Below are 19695 nucleotides of genomic sequence, written 5' to 3'. Positions count from 1 at the left end.
GTGCGCGGTTTCCTGACAGAACAGCCGTTCATAGCACGGGAAGCTTCGGGGTCCTCCGTAGCGTTCGAGCTCCCGGTGGTAAACCGGGATCGTGTAGTCGCCGATGCGCCCGGCCAGGCGAGCCTCGGCGAGCCACGCCAAGACGCCGGTGAGCTCGCTAACTGGGCGTCGCACCCGCAGGCGCAGCTGGTCGCGGCCGTTTTCCCGGTAGCGCACGAAGTACCAGTCGCCGGTGAGCTCGGGGGACGCGTCAGCGAACGCCCGCAGCGTGCGGTCGTGGGAGCCGGCGGCGGCGCTCATGGCGAATGCGGTCCAGGCGCCTCCCGGCAGTAGCAGCCGGTGTTCATCGTGGGCGGGGTTGTGCAGCGGGTGGCTGGTTAGGTCGGGCTCAACGCGCGACGCGCTCGGGGAGGCGACGGTGACGACCGCTTCGGCGGGGTGCATTGCCGCCCGGTAGTCGCCCACCACGCCCATCTGGTCCGGCCCCGGGGCGCGGAACACCCACTGGTTGCCAGCGGTGATTTCGTCGAGCAGCAGGTCCAGGTGCGCCGGGTGTTGGGTGTCGAGGTGTAGCAGGTTGTAGTGCGGCCCGACGCGCACGTGGCGGCTGATGCCGGTCGCGGTGATCCAGTCTCGCAGCGCAGCCCGGGTTCGCTCCGCGGTCGCCGGGTAGCGCCACCGCTGTTCGGCCAGGGTGACATCGCGGTACCGGATTGCGGGGAAGTGGTTCAAGATCGCCTCGGCCTCGCCCCAGGACCAAAACGGCACCCTGGTCCCGGCATCGGAGATCTCCCGCAGTAGCCGGATGGCTCTGGCCGAGGCGCGAGTCGTTGCCATGTTGAGCTGACGCACGCGCACCGGTGTGCCGTCGGCCAGGACGGTCCGCATGCGTCTTTCCGCGCAGCCGAGGTAGATGTCGGCGAGGGTGAGCACCGGGCCGACCGGGTGGTGCGGAAGCGCGTTGACCGCGAGTGTCACCGGGTACAGCTGTGCGGTCGCCCCGACCTCGTTGACGGAGTCCGTTCCGGCGATGTAGTCGACTCCGCAGAGGATTCCCCGGCCACCGGTGTTATCGGCCCACCATGCGGTGTCGAACTCCACGCAGCACTGCGCAATCTCCCGCGTCCCGGGTATGAGGGCGGTGAAGCGTCCAATGGCGGACCCGCCGGGAAAGCCGAGTCCGGTAACTGTCGCCCGCAGACCCGACGCCTCGCGGTGGAGCTTGAGCATGACATCGAAGCTGCTGGGCATACCGTCGGGATCTGGGAAACCTGCCAGGTCGGCGTCGGTGAGCTCCACGACATCCAAGCCGTCGGAGGCCGCCCGCTGCAAAAGCCGGGCGATCAGCTCCCGACGCCGTTGGGCAGTGTGGTCGTCGTCTGCGGCAGCAGCGGGGCGCTGCGCCGTATCCGACTCGTAGGCCCGCGGGTAGCCGATCCCGAGTTCCTCGTCGACAGCGGTTAGGAACGGAACCAGGGTGTTGCCGTATCGTTCCGTGAACGCCGCGCTGAACTCATCGAGCGCGGGGGTCGCCGGCAGGTGGGCCATCGTCGCTGCCAGGGCCGTCATGGCATCGCGGGCCGCGTCGACGAGCGACGCGGGCACCTGCCCGGACGCATCGAGTTCCAGGTCGACGTGGACGTCGCGTTGGATGTCGTCCGCCGAGCACAGCCGCAGCAGCGCGTCCAGGCTGCCATCGGCGACCGGATCAGACGCGTCGGAATACCGCGCGACGGCGGCCCGCATCTCGGTGACGCCCTCGACGGCGTCGGGCAGGCGCGCCAACGGATCGCCGTCGAATGCGGAGTGCTCTGCCTCGCACAACAGCACCTCGGCCGCCAACAGGTCGTCGATCAGCTTCTGCACTGTCGGGGGGTCGGCAGCGGGATAGGCTTCGGCGACCCGCTGCTCGATGTCGTGTCGCGTCGCGGTGCCGGCAGCGGTGTCGAGGGCCAGCCGGGCGGGCCCGGTGGCTCTGATCGACGCCTGGGTGTGGGTGTCGTCGGAGCCGCGCATGACGGTGACGACCAGGCGGTCGGCGCGTTCGGTCAGCGCCGGGTTGGGGTACAGCCGAGCCTGCGGCAACGCGCGAGCCTTTGCCACCAGCCGCCTGGTGATCGCCCCGGAGGCGCGGACGTGCCGGATGTGGGACTTGCCGAGCACCGGTTCCCCGTCGCCGACCGGCAGCACCGCCACACCCGCGAACATCCCGAACGGCGTGCATCTGGTGCTGAAGCGCAGCGCGTACTTCAACAGTGCCTTGTGCAGGCGCTTGCGCTTCTTGATCGGTGTGTCAGCGCCCGAGGATGACAGCAGCTTGTCAACTTGGGCCCCCAGCACCGGGCTGGCAAGCAAGAGGGCCTCACGGATACCATCGGCCGACCACAGCCGCGCGATTGCGTCGAGGTCGCCCCACTCGCCTGGGTCATCGGGATAATGGGCCACCGTTCCCAGCGAGCACCTAAGAATCACGGTCTCGCCGAGCGAGCCCCAGTCCGAGTGAGAATTTCGCCGGGCCGGAGCGGTCATTCGAACTTCATTCGCGGAAAACCGAGATCACGGCCAAATAGTGCAGTGAGCAATTCATGGCCACGGCGTCCGCGTCGGCGGCGAAGCGAGGCCAGCCTTGCTGCATGGGGCAAGCAGCCGGACCGCTGGACCGGGAATTTCCTGACTCACCGATCCGACGGCTTTGGCGATATCTCGGGCTTGAAAATAACCCTGAATAATAGGAGCAGGTTGAGCACGACGAGTGCCGCGTTTATGTAACTTCCGGGCCGGTGCATTATTGGAATTGACAAAATAATCACGCAGTTGATTCCTAATGCGATTTTCGGCCAAGTTCTACCGAAAGTTCCACGACGGATTAAAGCGACGGTCAGAATGACGAGCAGAATGACGTATAGCACTGATGCCAGGATCCACCAATAATCAAGCCAAGACTCGCGCATCTTATGATCTACCTAAAATCGTCGCATTGGGCATATCCCCGACTCACCCCTTATTTGTTATTGCAGCACTGGGACATAAGCGAGAGGTACGTAGTCGTGATCTGAGTGAGCGCCGTAACGTACGCACCACATTCGACGGTGGATTCGGCAATGGTGCCCCGCGGCGCCCCGCCGCCGGGAAGGCCCTGCGGTCTGAGGTACTGCGTGTCCAGATCGAAATCGCCGGCGAGTTTGGTGGTTTGGGCGTTGATGGCGGCGGTGGCGGTGGCGGCTTTTTCGGTGGCGCGGGCCCGTGCCTCAGTGACCACCGCGTTGAGTGCGGCAGCCTGCGTGGCGGCGGTGATGCCAGGTCCGCGGGTGGACAGGATGCGCTGGATTTCTTCGTTGGCTTGGCGGTCGATGTCGTCGAGGTCGCTGCGCAGCCCGTGGAGCACCCGGCTGATCTCGTGGGCCGCGCCGGCCATGGTGAAGTACTCATCGGCATGCCCGGTCACGGTCTGGGCGCTGCGGTGCGAGGCTGACACGAATCCCTCCACCGTTTGCCCGGACTGGCCTTGGGCAGGCACTGCGTCGGCGGTTTGGCGGATCTGGTCGGCCTGACTCAACAACTCGTGGGCCTTTTGCTCGAGCACCGTGCCAGACTGCTGCCACGACTCCGGATCGCTAGCGGGCCACAATCCGCCGACCACCAACGCCGAATACGGCCGCGACGGCATCCCCGTCGTCCCAACAGCTGCCAAGGAGCTCCTCCTTATCCCACTCGGGATGAGTAGTTCAATCCCGGGCCCCAGCCCTATTAGCTCTTGTTGGGCAGTATGGGTGTTAGGAATTACCGTGACTAATTGTATGCGAGCCAGGACTCTAGCCTGTGCACGAACTGAGGCCCTAGCTGGCTAGCTGCTAAGAACTGACGTTACCGAGATGGCGTGGTTGGCAGCGGCTGGTTTCAGGAAAGCCGGCCCGGTCGTATGGTGTCAGGTTCATCCCCGGAACCGACCCACTGATTCACGTCACCTGTCTGTCGCGAGTGGCTCGCCGGCGTCCTACCGAAAGCCTCACCACATCGCTGTGCGTGCCCGACACCGCCACGGCGCAGCGTCTGAGCGGCGGGCGGAGTTGACAAGAACGGTCCCCGAAAGTGTTTTGGGAACGAGGCGGTGCAGGAATGTATGCCGGTGAGAATTCGTGCACAGACCACTAGCGCACGGGCTTTAGGGTCGTTTGGTGCGGTGCCGCAACGCCAGTTTCGATGAGCATCGTCTGTCGATCACCCCGTTCGGCGGGTGGGTTCGTGACAAGCGGACCGGCAGGCCTCGCCCGCTGGAGACCGCCCCGCATATCGGCGCGTTCGCCCCACCGGGCACCGGTAAAACGCGTAAGTGGCTGGCCCAGTCGGCGGTGCTGTGGCCGGCCCCGGCTTTGGTGTCGTCAAGTAAAGACGATCTGATGCAGATGGTCGCTTCGCGTCGCGGTGGGCCTGCGGCTCTGCTTGATCTGCGCCCGATCGTGGCGCCCTACTATCCCCGGGAGTTCACGCCGCACCGCTTCGATCCCACTGCGCTGATCAGCAGTGTGGCCGACGCGATGGCGGTGACGGAGACGTTGTTGAGCACTTCGGCTGTGGCTTTGTCCGGCAGCGCGTTTCGCAGCGGAACCGACCCGGGTCCGTGGGATCAGCTGGCGTTCGCGCCGTTGACGTGTCTGCTGTTCGCGGGCAGCCCCGCGGCGACCGGCGGCGGCATGCAGTGGACGCTGGCGGCCGCCGAAAACTTGGCCAAACCGGGAAGCGGGGCGGTTCATATCAGCACCGAGCCGTCGTGGGCGGCCGCGGCGGCCTGGATGGAGGACGCTTTGTTTGAGGCCCGGGTACGCGCCGTGCTGGACATGGATGCCCGGCAGCGTGATTCGGTGAAAATGACGGTGACCAAGGTGCTCACGGCGTGGTTGCGCACTTCGCGGCGAGACCGAAACCTGCCGCCGCTGGAATTGTCCTTCTTCGATAATCCCGGCGCCACCGTGTATTTGCTCACTCCCGCCGACGGCACGGTGGCCGCGCAGGCGATCACGTTGATGGATCAGCTGATTGACCACCAGCGCACGAAGGTGGCGCAATGGGAACAGTTCAGCCGGGTGGGGCTGTTTCTTGATGAGATCACCAACACACCGCTGCCGCGGTTGCCGCAGTACCTTGCCGAATCACGCGGCCTGGGTGTGTCGATTTGCTATGCGGCGCAAGCGTGTTCGCAGCTTGACGCGGTCTACGGACCCCTTCAGGGCCGGGCGATCCGCGACGTGACCCCGGCGACGCTGATCATGTACGGCTCGCATGAGCGCGAGCCGATGGAGTCGGCGGCGTTCTGGGCGGGCAAGGCCACCCGCAGCCACCAGTCCTACGGCCACAACGGCGACGACAAAACCACCCACCGCCACTTCGGCAACGCGATCGAACCCGAGGAACTCCTGCCCCGTAACACCGGTGAGGCGCGGCTGATCCCACGAGGCACGCCCGGAGAGATGGTGGAGTTGCTCGACTGGGATGAATTCGTCAAATACCTCGACGAACTGCGCGGCGCCTGCGACCCACCGCGATAACGGTTAACCCGGTGCGCTTGGATCGGGAATGGTTGGGTTTTAATGCAGGAGGCGCGAACGGTCCTCGAGCACACGACCGGGGTGCACAGCCTAATGTGCCTAACTTTGCGTTGCAGCTAAGTATCGCCGGAAACGTCGGCAACGAGCTGATCGACGAGGCGCGTCGACTCGCCATTCGAACTGCGCGGCAAGCGCGCTGGCGTCGCCTCGATGTCACGGGCTGTGGTGAGGGAGGCACCGGGGTCGGTCATGGGACCGACGGACGCTCCTCGAAGAGTGGCCGCTCGATAAGCCACCGGTGAAGGCCATCGACTCGCAGAGATGCCGAAGATACTTCAGTGGCGCCCAGACTGCAGATGTCGGACCCAGCCAAACTCATGGAAGCGCATTGGGTCCAGATAACGTGCGTCTACGGCCTCTCGTTCGCTCACTCTGCAGGTATCACACCACGGTCGTATCGGCCGTCAGCGGAGTTCGTGGATCACCTTGCTAAAAGGCTCCATGTGCAACTGCGGGACGCTGATGTAGGTGATGCTGTGGTTCTCGGCGTAGTGACGCAGCGTGTCGGCCATGTCCCTCGACGTTCCCGTCAACGTTGTCGGCGATTTGAGAATCTGTTCGTCGGTGAGGCTTTGTCCGAAGCCCGGGGTCCGAAGGATTTTCGGGATGCCGCTGCTGTCGTGGGGCAGGGCAGTGATGGTGAGGTTCAGCTCCAGATCACCGAAGCGCTCGCACGCCTTCTGTCGAACGAAGTCGACCAGCTCCGCAAGCGGATCAGCAGCGGCGCTGTTCGGCCGGCGACCACTCAACGCGACAATGTCGCCCTCTTTGGCAGCTAGGCTTAACACTCGATCACCCGACCCGGCGACCATGATGGGCACATGCGGGAGGTGTTGGCGCAGATAGCGGATGGTGTGCGCGAGATGGTTGACACGATCTCGAGCGCTCGGGAATTCGAGCTCTGCGGCTTCGAACTCGTGCTTTACGTAACCCGCGCCCAAACCGAGTTCAAAACGGTGGTCGGTGAGTAAGTCGAGTGCCGTGGCATCGCGGGCCAGCAATGCCGGCTTGTAGAAACCCGCATTGAGAACGAACGGACTGACCCGCATGTTCGTCATCTCGGCAGCGAGAAGCAGCGCAGGCAAGGGAGCGGGTGTAGCGAGGTGATCAGGCAGGTGCAGTACGTCGTAGCCGAGGTCTTCGGCGCGGCGCACGGCATCGCGCCACTGAACGCGTGATGTCAGTGTTGACAGGGCCACGCCGAATCGGAATCCTCTTGTCACGTTTGTTCTCCGATGTCTCGCAGCCTGTTTCACGGCAAAGGCTCATCGAACTACCGTCGGCACCCACGCCGCGATGCGGTCCCACAGCACAGCACGGTGGCTGCTGAAGTTGTGACAGTGACCGGATTTCGGCACCAGGTACAGCGTGACGTCCGGCGATCCGGTGTAATTGGCCGGCTCGCTGTATGGGTTGGGTGACACATCGATCGCGGCGCCGAACGCCAGGAACACAGGCACCGGCAATTTCGGTGTGTACTGCTCGACGAAACCGGGCGTGGTGACCTCCGCTGCGCTCCGCAGAGGTACCCTGCTCTGCACCGCGGTGTCGGCGTCCATCACCTCTTGCGGGACCTCCCCGGCGTAGAACATGTCGGCCAGGTATGAGCGCGGCGCGACGACGTGGCTGTCCCGTGGTTTGGCGCCGGTCACCTGGTACGCGGTTTCCAGGCTCTGCTGGATGCGGGCTTCGAGGTCCTCAGCGTCGGCATCGTGTTCGTGGACATTGGTGATCTGCACTCCGTAACCGAGAAGTGCCACCGCGTCATAGCCGCCTTCGCCTTCGCGGGCTTGGACCATCGTGATCAGACAAGATCCCATCGAGTGACCGACACCGACGATGGGCACCTGCGTCGCCGGTAGACCGTCGACCAGGCTGCCATCGGCGCTCTTCGCGCGAATCTGACGCACCACCTCGGCATCACCAGTCGCGAGCAATTCCAGGCCCACCGGACCGGACTTCACGGGGTCAGTGCTTTCGCCCACGCCCAGATGGTCCACCGCGATTACGATGTAGCCGGCACGGGACATGTGCTCGCCGAAGCTGTATCCGGGATGCCCGGGAATCTCCATGTGCCAGTAGTGTTTATCGTACAGACCGCCCGCCAGGCACACCAAGATGGCCAACGCCTCCGAGGGACGCTCGGGGAGAAATGCCCACGCTGTTTGGGTCAGCCGCTCTCCGCTTGCGACGGCGTCGGAGACATCGAAGGTCAACGATGCAGGCATCGGTATTGTCTCCTGTCAGTCGGTATCGAGTAGAGGAATGAGCGCCGCAGCATCGGCGATGCTGCGCAACGCGTCGTTGAGGTGCGTACAGGTCGATGTGCCCTGCAGTTCTTGACGGACCCGGAAATGTAACTCGCCCAATCGCATTCCCGCGATGCGGGCAGCGCTGGCGACGGCACCCGGACATTCCTGCCAGGGCAGTACCCGCGGCACCGCCTCCGCGCGGGTGATGATGGCGCTGCTGGTGTCCACTGCTGCTGCGATCGTGTATTCGTGGATGATGGTTTCGGCGCCGTCGGCGCGGACGTAGCTATCGCGAAACATCGTGTCGATCAACACTTCAGGAGAATTCCCGTCCGGGTACACGTCGAGTCGGCGTTGGCGCCGCATGCCGTGCAGGGGTAGCGGAGCCATGTCGTGCCAGGCCCACCGGTCGCCGGGGTCATCGATGTCAGGTGCTTTGGGGCCCGTTACCACAGCGGGATCGCCTTTTTCGAACGACGTCATCAGCAGACCGCCGGTCACGAAGCCGGCACACTGGTCGGCGACGGGTAGGTACCCCGACTTCGTGCCGCTTCCCAGCATGCCGGATGCCGACAGCGCATGCCCGGAGATCAGCGTGGCGACCGGAACGTCGTCGAGCAGCGTGTAGCGCAGATCGCGGTGCAGGCGAAGGTCAGGTGCCGCCTTGTCGACGGCGGCGCGAAAACCACTCATCGCCGGGGCACCGACCAGATGCAGGCCGGGAACCGGCGGATCGACTTCGACGTGTTGTACGACGCGTGCGATCATCTCGACGGCGGCGTGCAGCGCGGCAGTGCCCAGCACCGTCGCCGTCCCGTCGGTTGCCGTCCTCAGATCGCGCGCCCGGCCCGCGAGATACACCGGATCCAGCGAGCCTGGATCGCGCGTCATGTCGATGGAACTAGTTCGCCGGAGCGAACCCGGGCGCCGCGGCGGCGTGCCCTGCGTGGGCTCATGGATACCGTGCAGCGGATGCAACCCGAAGCGCGGTGTGCCCAATTCGGTTGCGCCCATACCAGCCTCAGGCGATGCTCACGCTCTTGGTTCGCAAGAACTCGTCGAGACCTTCCCGACCGCCTTCCTTGCCCATCCCACTGATCCCAAAACCACCGAACGGCCGGTGCACGCTCAGCGGTGCCGCACCATTGATCAGCACTTCGCCCGTCTCCATCTCCTCGGCAATCCGGTGGGCCCGCTTGAGATCGTTGGTGAACACATACCCCGAAAGCCCGTAGGGCGTGCTGTTGGCGATCTCGATGGCCTGCGCTTCGGTCTCGAACGGAATGACCGACAGAACCGGGCCGAAGACCTCCTTCTGTGCCAGTTCGGAATGGGCATCGACGTCAGCGAACACGGTGGGCTGAAGGAAGTAACCGGCTGCCAGATCGCCCCCGAGGCGCTCGCCACCGGTGATCAACCGCGCGCCCTGCTCTTTGGCCCGCTCGATCATTGCGGTGATCCGTTGCATTGCAGCCTCATTCACCACCGGTCCGGCCACGGTGTCGGGTTTGATGGTCTCGCCGACCTTGATCATCGACGCGATGGCCGAAACTCGCGCAAGCACCTCTTCGTAGAGCGGGCGGGCCACGATCATCCGGGTCGGGAATGCGCAGCCCTGACCGCTCATCATGCCGACCGACATCAATGTGCCCACACTGCAAGCGAGGTCGAGATTTGCGTCCTCGCAGAGGATGTTTCCGGACTTGCCGCCGAGCTCCATGACAGAGGGCTTGATGTGTTCGGCGCACGACTGCAGGATCTTTCGCGCGGTATCCGGGCCGCCGGTGAAGCTTACCTTCTTGACCAGCGGATGCCCGACGAGCGCTGCACCCGCCTCGGCGGAGCCCGGCACCACGTTAATGACGCCGCCGGGAATTCCGGCCTCGGCGCCGAGGTCGGCGAACAAGGTGGCGCTAAACGGGGTCAATTCGGACGGCTTGATTACCACGGTGTTGCCGGCGGCGAGGGCGGCAGGCACTTTCATCGCCAACGAGATCAGCGGACCGTTCCAGGTGATGATGACGCCGATCACGCCGTAGGGCTGGCGCAACGTGTAGCTGAACTCACCGTGGGCACGGTAGGAACCCGACACCTCGCCGGTAATCTTGTCGGCCCACCCCGCGTAGTACCGCGTCCACTCCACCGACATCGCGACCAGTCCGGCCACCAGGCCGGTCGGTGTGCCGTTGTCGAAGGTGCCGAGGCGGATGAAGTCGTCGGCGTGCTGCTCGATCAGATCGGCCAACCGCAACAACAGATGCCGGCGCTCGGCAGGGTCGATCTGACGCCAGGTCCGGTAGGCGTTGTGGGCCACCGTGACGGCTTCGTCGATCTCGGTGGGTCCCGCCATCGGGATCGTGGCGTCGGATGTCCCGGTGCACGGGTTGATGTGGTCGAAGGTGCCGCCGGAGGCGGTGCGCCGCCTTTCACCGCCGATGCGCAACGTGACTTCGGGACGGGTGGGGTCGATCGTCGAAGCGGTCATGGGTTTGTCCGTCACCTCACTGAGAAGCCGGCATCAAGCGGCCAGGCGGTGCCCGTGATGAACTTGCCTGCGTCGGACACCAGCCACGCGACGGCTTCGGCGACCTCTTCGGGTTGCAGGATCTGGATCGGTAGCACGTTCTGCATGGCCGACAGCGCCTCGTCGCCAGCTTCAAGCAGTTTCGCCATCGTCTCGTTCATCACCATGCCGGTCGCCACTCCCGTGGGGTGGATGGTGTTGACCCGAATCGAATGCGGGCCTAACCGATTAGCCAGCACCTGCATGAGCCCGACCAGGCCGCGCTTGGCGGCGGCGTAGGCCTGACCACCGGCGCGGTCGGTGCCGGTGGCCTTGAGTCCGGCGCTGGAACTGGTAATCACGATCGATCCGCCCCGGCCGCCCCCGAGGAGGTGCGGGACCGACGACTCGACGGTGTTCCACACGCCGATCAGATTGACATCTATGATGTCGCGGAAGATCTGGCGCCGCTGCGACCCATCACTGAGTCGCACGATCCCCGCGTTGGCCACGACGATGTCGAGACGGCCGAACCGCTCTACGCCCTCGGCGACGACCGCGTCGACGGCGTCGGCGTCACGGACATCGGCCTGCCGGGCAACAATGCGTCGGCCCTGATCTGCGACGAGCTTGGCCGTCTCCTCAAGCTCAGCGGGCGTGGCGTTGGGATAGTCCATCGACTCGATGTCGGCGCAGATGTCGAGTGCGATGATGTCCGCACCTTCGCTGGCGAGGCGAACGGCATGGGCGCGCCCCTGACCTCGGGCGGCACCGGTTATGAAGGCGACCTTGCCTTCAAGGTTTCCCACGAAACTGTCCCCTTTGTCAGTGTTTGTCAGTGTGGTGTATGGCTGGTGTGGATGCGTGCCAGCCGCAGGCCTTCTTCGGCGTCGTCGACCTCGACGCTCCAGTTGCCGCATGTGCACCAGGCACGAAAGTGCCCGTCTTCGGGCCGCACGACTTGGCCGCCGCAGTCACCTCCGGTGTCGGCGATACTGGTGAGGAACTCGAGCGGTTTGTCATGAAGGGCACTGTCGTCGTCAGCCATTGCTCACCCCGGTGTCGGCCGGTCGGAACACCGGCAGCAGCCAGCCGTCGGCGATGGGTGAAAAGTCCACGCGCACCGCCATTCCGATCGCGACCTCCGAAGGCGCGACGTCGATGACGTTGGTGACGAGGCGGGCGCCGGGTGCGTCGGGCAGATCGACAACCACAGGCACAACGGTGAGTTCGGGCATTCCGGGAATGCCGTGCACGACCGCGAAGCTGTACACCGTCGCCTCACCGCTGAGCTGAACCCAGTTGACCGCCTTGGACTGACAGTTCGGACAGAACGGTGTGGGAGGCAGCCGGAAGGCGCCGCAGTCTGCGCACTGGGGCGCGACCAGCCGCCGTTGCTTGGCTGCCTGCCAGAACGGTTCGGTGTCCTTGTTGACCGCGATCCGGACATGCTCGCCGGGCAACGTGGTCGCCTGCGTCGCCGTAGACGCGCTCATGCGGCACGCCCCAGGATCAACCCGCTCACCGGCAGACTGGCCGGCCCGCCGGTGACCAATGCGAGCTCTGCGCCGGCCACCTGATTGATGGCAGTGCCCCGCATCTGCTCGACTCCTTCCATGATGTGGGTCATCCCGATGACGTAGGCCTCCGACAGTTGGCCACCGTGCGTGTTGAGCGGAATGGAGCCGCCGTCGTAGCGGATCGCCCCGCTCTCCACGAACGGTCCGCCCTGGCCCTTTTCGCAGAATCCGTAATCTTCGAGTTGCATCAGGACCATCGGGGTGAAGTGGTCGTAGAGCAGCGCCACGTCGATGTCGGCGGTGGTGATCCCCGCCTGCCGGTAGAGCCGGTCGGCGATCGGTTTGTTGCCCGACGAGGCGAAGTACTCGTCGGGCATGCCCATCCATGCGAACGCACGTCCCCACTCCTTGACTCCGCCGTGCGCGGCGGCGACCACGGGGACGGGGGGCTGTCGAAGGTCGCGGGCGCGATCCATGCTCGTGGTGATCACCGCGACCGCACCATCGGTCTCCTGACAGAAATCATAGAGACACAACGGTTCTGCGATCATCCGTGCGTTGAAGTAGTCCTCGAGCGTGAGTGGTTCACGGTGAATGGCCTTTGGCCGGTTCAACGCATTGACGCGGGTCGAGATCGCGATCTCGGCGAAGGCCTCACGGCGGGTGCCGTACAGATGCATATGTCGACGCGCCAACACTGACATCAGCTGGCCCGGGCCGAATAGCCCCGACGGCTGAAGGAACGAGTTGATCGGATCGGGCTCCATCGCCGAGAAAACCGATCCCAGACGCTGTTTGGCCTGCTGCAGCGCCATCACCGTGACGACGACGGACGCGTCGCCTGCGACGATGGCCGCACGTGCCAGCCCGATCGCGCCCGCTGAACCGCCGCCGCCGGCGGTCAGTGCCCCGGTGAACCGGACCTCCGGGATACCGAGGGTCTCCATGAAGTCCGCGGTGTCCATCTTCTCGGTATAGCCAGCGCTGGCGCCCGAGTAGAAGGCGAATCCGTCGATGTCTCGGACGCTCAGCCCCGCATCCTCACACGCGGCGATGATCGCGTCGCCGGCGAGTTCGGTGGTGGTCTTCGGCAGCGAGCCGCCGCGCTTGTAATAGGGCGTCGCCCCAATACCGACGATCGCGACGTCACGTAGGCCATTCGAATTGGACACCGGGTCAAATGCTTTCGGCGGGGACCGGCGGAACGTCGGGGAAGAGCTCGAAGAAGGTGCCCTGCGTGATGCGCAGCCGTGTCTCGTCGCTCACCCCGTCGAACAGCGTCTTGAGCGTGTCCTGGGTGTGCCCGAACGTGCCCTCGATGTGCGGATAGTCGCTACCGAACATGACGTTGCGGTACCCCATGTGCTCGAACGCCTGCACGGCGGTCTCGTCGTGCTGGAACGACGCGTACACCTGGCTGTAGAGGATCTCCTTCGGGCTCCGGCTTAATTTGGGCCGCGCCACCATGTGGTGCTGGCGGTACCCCTCGAGCAGCCGGTCACCGAGGAACGGAACCCACGTCGCCCCGCCCTCGGAGATCAGCACCTTCAGGTTGGGATGACGGTCCAATGCGCCGGACGCGACAAGCTTCATGGTCGCCCGCTGGCCGGAGAAGGTGGTCTCGGCGTAGTTCATGACCGCCCCACCGGGACCGCGGTAAACCTGACCAGCTCCGCCGGTGGCGCTGTTGCCGGCTGTCGGGTCCACGGGATCGGTGCCAATGTGGAAGGCGAGCACCATGCCGGCTTCCTCGGCCGCCGCCCACAAGGGTTCCCAGTCGTTGCGATGCCAATCCGGTGCGCTCGGATGGGGAGCGGTCGGCAGGAAGACCGCCTTGAACCCCTTGTCGGCGGCCCACTGCAACTCCTCAACCGCGTCATCGACGGCGAGGGTGGACACCTGGGCGGTCACCACGTAACGCGGCGACACCGAAGCGATCTCCTCAAGCGCCCACTCGTTGCTGGCCCGCATGCACGCCTTGAGCAACTCAGGGGTGCGGAACGTCGAAGCCCACATGCCCAGTGACGGGAAGATAACCTCGCCCCACACACCCTCTTGGTCGAGGTCGTTCAGCCGGGCTTTGGCGTCGCGGCAGCCGGCGGGCCGCGAGCTCATTTCGGCGAAGGCAACGAGAGCGGGCGACGGCAGCTTTCGGCGGAAGATCTGGCCGTCGACGAAGACGGTTTCGTACTCGCCGTCGGGGTCTTTTTCCGAGCGCGGGCACAACTCGGCCAGCCGTTTCGGCAGGCGGGAGCGCCAGAGGTCGTCGGGTTCCAGAAAGTGTGAGTCGCCGGAGTTCGTCCAGATCTTGGTCATGCGGTTCTCCAACCCTGAGCGCCAAATTTGAAAAATGGCTTTTCACCGAGGCTAGGATGCGCAGGGACAGCATGTCAACAGTTTGCGGAGGGTACCTGTAGATATTGCCTTGAGGAATGGGCTAGCATGCGATCGACGTCACACGAAACCTGGGTTGTGTGCCATAACGTGAAAACGTAATTTTCAAAGGAGTCGCGCCCGATGTCGCCTTCCGCCGATGCACATGCCGCCCCACCGGTGACCCCGCTCACCGGCATCCGAGTCGTCGACCTGTCCACCACACTTCCGGGCGTCTTCTGCACCCAGTTCCTCGCCGACTCGGGCGCGGACGTGCTCATGGTGGAACCACCGGGTGGCAGTCTCATGCGCAACCTTCGTGGTTGGCCGGCGTTTGGACGGGGTAAGCGCAGCCGGGTCGTCGAGCTCAAGACGGCGTCCGGGGCGCGCGAACTGGACGAAGTGTTGGGCACCGCCGACGTCGTTGTTATGACGTTCAGCCCTGCCGCGCTCGCCGAATTGGGCATCGACTCGCAGGCTCTGCTCACCCGTCATCCGCAGTTGGTGATCGCCCACATCACCGGATGGGGGCGCAGCGGCCCGTGGCGCGACCTCAAGGGCTACGAGGGCCTGGTGTTGGCCAAGGCTGGCCTTTCCCACGCGGTGCGCCGGATGGCCAATCCGCCGCGACCGTCGTTCGTAACGGTCCCCTACGCGAGTTTCGCCGCCGGACACATTGCCGTGCATGGCATCCTGGCCGCTTTGCATGAACGGGATCGCAGTGGGCTGGGGCAGATTGTCGATGCTGATCTGGTGCGCGGAGTGCACTCGATCGACGCGTGGAACTGGTTCGGGGAGCTGGTCGGCATCCGGTGGCCGGAGGCGTACCAGACTGTGGAAGCGTGGACCGAGGACGGGGCGCCGCAAAGCCCGCTGCTGCTGGCGCTGCTAGCCGCACCCACGAAGGACGGGCACTGGTTGCAGTTCGCCCAGGTGTCGCCGCATCTGTTCGCCGCGATGTTGACCGAGTTCGGCGTGATGGAGCTGCTCGCCGACCCTAAGTGGAAAGGGTTTCCGATCCTTGACAGTCCGGAGTTGTACCGGGAGTTCTGGTCGATCCTGCTGTCGAAAGTCGGTGAACGCTCCCTCGCCGAATGGCAACAGTGTTTCGATGACAACCCCAACTTGTGTGCTGAGTTGTTCCGGTCCGGGCCCCAGGTCTTAGACCACCCCCAGTTGCTGCACAACGGGCGATCCGCCGTGGCGGCGGATCCGGGGGTCGGTCCGGTGCGCCAGCCGACCACCCTCATTCACACACCCAGCGGTCCGTTGCGCCCGCCGGCTCCCGCACCTCGGCTCGATGACTCCGGAACGGGGTGGCCGGCCGCTGTGCACCCCGCCAAGTGCGGCTCCCACCGCGGTACCGAGCCCCCGCTGACCGGCGTGACGATCGTCGAATTCGGCGAAATGTTCGCCGCCCCCTACGCCACCAGTGTGCTGGCTGACCTCGGGGCCCGCGTCATCAAATTCGAGGCCATGTCCGGTGACAACATCCGCACACTCCTGCAGTTCCCGGAGGCGGCCGGCGCAAAAGTGATGCAGGGCAAAGAAAGTATCCAAGTGGACCTGCACACCGAAGAAGGCCAGGCAGTGGCGCACCGCGTTGTCGCCTCCGCCGACGTGGTACTGCAATCCATGCGCGCCGGCGCGGCCGACCGGCTGGGCATCGGCGCGGCGAAATTGCGGGCCATCAACCCAGAGCTCATCTACGTCTCGGCGCCCGGGTACGGCGTCGACGGACCCTACGGCGCCCGGCCATCGTATGCGCCGAGCATCGCCGCCGCAGGCGGCGTCGCGCTGACCAATACACCCGACGCCGCGGCTAGGACGTCCAGCCTCGACGAAGTCATGCACCAGGCGCCGCGCGTGACCACCGCCGGCACAGCACCGGAATTGCAGACCGACGGTCTGGCTGCCCTGGCGGTGGCCTCGGCGATTCTTACCGCGCTCATCGGCCGCGACCGCGGCCACCCGCTCCATGAGGTGCACACCTCGATGCTCGCCACAGTTACCCATGTGCTCACTGATTGGCTCGTCGACTATGCGGATGCCCCCCCGCCTTCTGCGCCTGTGCACGACGGTAACGGGTTGTCGGCGCTCTATCGGATCTACCCTGCCGCGGACGGGCACATCTTCCTGGCGGCGCCGCAACCGAAAGAATGGCAACCGCTGATCGAGGCGCTGCGCGACTTCACCGATCTCAGCGGCGACGGCCAGTTCGCGACTCCCGAGGGGCGAGCCGCCAGCGACGATGACCTCGCCCGGCGTCTCGATGCGGTGTTCAGCCAGGAGTCGGCCGGGTTCTGGGAGAAGCGTCTCACCGCGGCCGGTGTCGGATGCGTGGAGCTCTACGACGGCGCCCCGGCCCGGCTGATCCAGACCGATCCGCAACTGGCGGCCGAATACGCCACGCTCGCCGTCAGCCCCGTATTCGACGAACATCTGCGGTTGGCCCCGCTGGTCGGCTTGAGTCGGTCGCCGACCAGGGCGCCCGGCGGCTGCCTGGCCGGTCAGCACACCGCGGCGGTGCTCAAGGAGTTCGGCTACGATGACGCGACAATCGCGAAGTGGCAGGAATCCGGTGTAATCCATTGTGGCTGAGAGTAAGACGGTCGATCGTGCGTCGGAGCGACAGCACATCATCGATGCCGCCTACCGTTGCCTGGACCGCAACTCAGGGTCGTCGGCATCGATCACCGATATCCTCGACGAGGCCGGATTGAGCACGCGCGCGTTCTACCGCAACTTCAGCACTAAGCACGATCTGCTGTTGGAGATGTTCCGGCGGGACCGGGAGGCGGTTTTGGCGCAGCTGCGTGAGGTAGTCGCACGCGCCAAAACGCCAGTCGAGGCTCTGCGGTTGTGGATGACGCACATGTTCGAGATCATCTCCGATCCGCGGCGGCGCAAACGAATGGCTACGTTCTACTCCGAGGAAATGCGCCGCACGCCGGGCTATTCGCGGGAACTGGAGTTGTTCATCACAGCGGAGGAGGCCGCGCTGGCCGCGATTCTGCACCGCGGCCGCGCCGAGGGAACCTTCACCGCCTGTACCCCTGCAGCCGACGCCAGGTCGATCCGGGCCGCCTTCGAGGCAGCCTTTCTCCACCGCTTCCAGCAGAAGGCGATCACGGAAGTCGCCGACGACGTCGAGCAGTTAATGGGGTTCATCCTGCGGGGCATTGGCGCGACGGAAGGGGCGATGAGACGCGAAGACCCCAAAGTTGAAATTTAGGAGGCGTTCGCCTCCGCTCGCGACTGATATGGATACCGGCGGATGATAGAACTTGCAACTGAAGTCCGTTGGTCTTCGATAATGTCTCGACGTGCGGAGCACTGTCACCGCCGTCGGATCGCGCAGAACTTTTCCCGGAGCCGTTGTGCGGCTTCATCCTTTGCTTCACGGCGACATCGACCAGTTGGCTTGAGGATATCGGTATGCACGATCGACCGCGTTGTTCACGCTGGGGCGTCCTGCGCAAAGCCTGCCACGTCGGCTCGTTAGCCCGCGAACCATCATCGGCTGAGGTACTCGCGTTTCTCTTCTTCTGTCCAGCATAGGTTCGACGTCGGTCCGACCGTCGACGTGCGGTGAGCATGGCGCGACATCATCACGAGTTGCTTAATTTTCGCTGGGCGCCGGCTCCGGAAATTAGTGCACTAGGCCCGGGCTGAGCAGATTTAGGCTCAAGTACATGGGAACCGGCGAGGCGGCAGACAGATTCGACGAACTGCGGCGCGCCTGGATCGCCGAGCATCAGGGGTGGTCGACAATACAGCGGCGCCGCGCCGAACAGTTGGGCCGACGGGTGCGGGCCCGCCAGCGACGCCGCGCATCGGCGGTCCCCGATCCGCACGACGACACCGTGCTCCCACCGCTGTGGCTGCGGCCGCCGAGATCGCCTGCCTCGCAACTCGAAACGGTGTTTGTGCTGTCGCTCGCTATGGTCAATCCGCTGGGCTGGCTGGGCGGCTGGATTCTCAAACATGTTGTCACCAGATTGATCCCGGGGGCGCTGCGGAGCTATCCCATCGCGTCCTTGTGGTGGTCGGGTGCGGGTATGGGGCTGTTGATCACGCTGGCCTACGAACTCGTCCTTGACCGGGCTAGCTCGTTCAGCCAGATCGCAGTGCTGCCCTGGGTATGTGTGCAGCTGGCGGCGGTCCCGGTGGTGGCAGGGATGTACGGCATCGCCGAGGGTTGGCTTGCGGTGCCCGGCTCGACGCAGTGGTGGCCGCTGACCCCGCCCAATCAGCCGCTCTCGCCGCAGGACGCCGCTTCGATCCTGGGAGGCTATGATCTGACCGGCCCAGCTCTGGTGGATGCGCGGCGGCTCGACGAGCCGGGGGAGCGGACACGGCCGTGATGTGCATGATCGCCACCGAAGCGCTTGAGCAGCAGCGCTATTCGGTGTCTCCGTACCTGCTCTTAGAGCAGGTCGGCAATCGCGGCCGCCGTGAGACATCTTCGGATGTGAGCGGACCACTCACGCTGGGCTTCACTGTCATCGAGTCGGCGACGCGCACCACATTGGAGTTGCTCGCCGTCGAAATGGCCTCCCTTCACATGGGCGACCGGAGAATGCGTTGTTCAGCAACGCTTTACCGCATCTGCGCGTGCACCGGGTCGCGGTTCGGCCGCTGTCGGGCAAGCCGCTTGCCGATAACGCCGATCAGCGGGGCGCCGTGGGCGGCAACTGTTCTGGAGCGCAATGGGGCTGACGAAACTTACCGTCTCTCTGATGGTTTCGCGGGTTCGTGGGCTTTTGTCGGACACCAAGGTTAGGTTCGCCGCATGAAGGTACTGGTCGGTTTTTTCCTGACAGCCACGATCGCGCTGGTGCTGCTGGCCGCCGCAATCGTGCAGCTGATGATTGTGCTGTTGCCCTACGCGGTGGTGGCGCTGGTGGTGCTGCTGACGGCGCGCAGGGTGCGGCGTCGACGCGGCGGGGCATCGAGCGTACCGCCTCGCGCGGTCATCAGGGGAGTATGGCAGCCCGGTGTGGGCGCAGCAGGCGCGGCCCGCGCTGCCACCGCCACCGGGTGGGGCGCCTCGGGGTGGGTGATGGTGCCGGTGTGGGTGCCGCCCCGACGCGATCCGGCGGTGATCGATGCCGAGGTGATCGACCACCGTGGCTGATGGTGTGGCAGCGGGCGATGTCGCCGAGGACGACTGGGCGTTCGACCGTCTCTACCGGGCGGAGCGATCGCCGGCACCAGCAGCGGTGAAAGTGTCGGGTGCCCTCGGTGATGTCGATGCGGCCCGCGGTGAGCCTGGGCCGGAAGCGACTACGGCCGAGAACCGTTCGGTTGTGGTCGATCTCGGTCACCCCGATGTCGAGGGCGCGGAAGGTGGTGGGCGGGGCGGTGATGCAAACGCCGCCGCCAACCGCGTCGCGGCGTGGCTCGGCGCCGGTGTGGCCGCGGCGGCGGCGGTCATTGTG

Annotated in this window: 18 protein-coding genes; 7 read left to right on the top strand and 11 right to left on the bottom strand. The window is 65.1% G+C overall.

The window, feature by feature from the left end; all coding sequences use genetic code 11:
- The coding region (locus ACFE99_RS11365) for a lantibiotic dehydratase (RefSeq protein WP_375485273.1) at positions 1-2529 on the bottom strand (2529 nt) is incomplete at its 3' end.
- Between the two features lie 472 nt (positions 2530-3001).
- A complete protein-coding gene (locus ACFE99_RS11360; RefSeq protein WP_375485271.1) occupies positions 3002-3691 on the bottom strand; it encodes a hypothetical protein in 690 nt (229 codons plus the stop codon).
- A 484-nt stretch (positions 3692-4175) separates the two neighbouring features.
- On the opposite strand from ACFE99_RS11360, the gene ACFE99_RS11355 reads away from it, so the two are divergent.
- Positions 4176-5543 (top strand): type IV secretory system conjugative DNA transfer family protein, encoded by a 1368-nt coding sequence (locus ACFE99_RS11355; RefSeq protein ID WP_375485269.1) that lies wholly within the window; start codon positions 4176-4178, stop codon positions 5541-5543.
- A gap of 464 nt (positions 5544-6007) precedes the next feature.
- On the opposite strand, the gene ACFE99_RS11350 is transcribed toward ACFE99_RS11355, so the two are convergent.
- The 9 genes from ACFE99_RS11350 to ACFE99_RS11310 form a co-directional block, all read right to left on the bottom strand.
- Positions 6008-6802 (bottom strand): TIGR03621 family F420-dependent LLM class oxidoreductase, encoded by a 795-nt coding sequence (locus tag ACFE99_RS11350; RefSeq protein ID WP_375485267.1) that lies wholly within the window; start codon positions 6800-6802, stop codon positions 6008-6010.
- 66 nt (positions 6803-6868) lie between these two features.
- Positions 6869-7831: an alpha/beta hydrolase gene (locus ACFE99_RS11345; protein ID WP_375485265.1), complete on the bottom strand. Its 963-nt coding sequence runs from the start codon at positions 7829-7831 to the stop codon at positions 6869-6871.
- A gap of 15 nt (positions 7832-7846) precedes the next feature.
- Positions 7847-8869 (bottom strand): DUF2889 domain-containing protein, encoded by a 1023-nt coding sequence (locus ACFE99_RS11340; RefSeq protein WP_375485263.1) that lies wholly within the window; start codon positions 8867-8869, stop codon positions 7847-7849.
- Positions 8870-8876: 7 nt separating this feature from the next.
- Positions 8877-10340, bottom strand: coding sequence for an aldehyde dehydrogenase family protein (locus ACFE99_RS11335; protein ID WP_375485261.1), 1464 nt, complete (start codon positions 10338-10340; stop codon positions 8877-8879).
- An 11-nt stretch (positions 10341-10351) separates the two neighbouring features.
- Entirely contained in the window at positions 10352-11167 is an 816-nt protein-coding gene (locus tag ACFE99_RS11330; RefSeq protein ID WP_375485259.1) for a mycofactocin-coupled SDR family oxidoreductase, read from the bottom strand.
- Between the two features lie 26 nt (positions 11168-11193).
- A complete protein-coding gene (locus ACFE99_RS11325; RefSeq protein ID WP_375485258.1) occupies positions 11194-11406 on the bottom strand; it encodes a hypothetical protein in 213 nt (70 codons plus the stop codon).
- On the bottom strand, positions 11399-11854 hold the full coding sequence (locus tag ACFE99_RS11320) for a Zn-ribbon domain-containing OB-fold protein (RefSeq protein WP_375485256.1): 456 nt from the start codon (positions 11852-11854) through the stop codon (positions 11399-11401). The genes ACFE99_RS11325 and ACFE99_RS11320 overlap by 8 nt, the downstream gene beginning before the upstream one ends.
- The gene (locus ACFE99_RS11315; RefSeq protein ID WP_375485254.1) at positions 11851-13050 is read right to left on the bottom strand and encodes a thiolase; all 1200 of its coding nucleotides are present in this window, start codon (positions 13048-13050) and stop codon (positions 11851-11853) included. The genes ACFE99_RS11320 and ACFE99_RS11315 overlap by 4 nt, the downstream gene beginning before the upstream one ends.
- 4 nt (positions 13051-13054) lie before the next feature.
- Positions 13055-14194 (bottom strand): amidohydrolase family protein, encoded by a 1140-nt coding sequence (locus tag ACFE99_RS11310; protein WP_375485252.1) that lies wholly within the window; start codon positions 14192-14194, stop codon positions 13055-13057.
- A gap of 201 nt (positions 14195-14395) precedes the next feature.
- On the opposite strand from ACFE99_RS11310, the gene ACFE99_RS11305 reads away from it, so the two are divergent.
- The 6 genes from ACFE99_RS11305 to ACFE99_RS11280 form a co-directional block, all read left to right on the top strand.
- On the top strand, positions 14396-16852 hold the full coding sequence (locus ACFE99_RS11305; RefSeq protein WP_375485250.1) for a CoA transferase: 2457 nt from the start codon (positions 14396-14398) through the stop codon (positions 16850-16852).
- A complete protein-coding gene (locus ACFE99_RS11300) occupies positions 16845-17486 on the top strand; it encodes a TetR/AcrR family transcriptional regulator (RefSeq protein ID WP_375485248.1) in 642 nt (213 codons plus the stop codon). The genes ACFE99_RS11305 and ACFE99_RS11300 overlap by 8 nt, the downstream gene beginning before the upstream one ends.
- Before the next feature lie 460 nt (positions 17487-17946).
- Entirely contained in the window at positions 17947-18618 is a 672-nt protein-coding gene (locus ACFE99_RS11295) for a hypothetical protein (protein ID WP_375485246.1), read from the top strand.
- A 5-nt stretch (positions 18619-18623) separates the two neighbouring features.
- Positions 18624-19037: a hypothetical protein gene (locus ACFE99_RS11290; RefSeq protein ID WP_375485244.1), complete on the top strand. Its 414-nt coding sequence runs from the start codon at positions 18624-18626 to the stop codon at positions 19035-19037.
- 9 nt (positions 19038-19046) lie between these two features.
- On the top strand, positions 19047-19391 hold the full coding sequence (locus ACFE99_RS11285) for a hypothetical protein (RefSeq protein WP_375485242.1): 345 nt from the start codon (positions 19047-19049) through the stop codon (positions 19389-19391).
- A partial coding sequence (locus tag ACFE99_RS11280; RefSeq protein WP_375485240.1) for a hypothetical protein occupies positions 19384-19695 on the top strand: 312 nt, incomplete at its 3' end. The genes ACFE99_RS11285 and ACFE99_RS11280, both read left to right, overlap by 8 nt.

Source organism: uncultured Mycobacterium sp., assembly GCF_964249325.1.
In the GTDB taxonomy this organism is placed as follows: domain Bacteria; phylum Actinomycetota; class Actinomycetes; order Mycobacteriales; family Mycobacteriaceae; genus Mycobacterium.
Note: the sequence above shows the minus strand (reverse complement) of the source record. Positions and strands in the feature narration are given on the sequence as shown.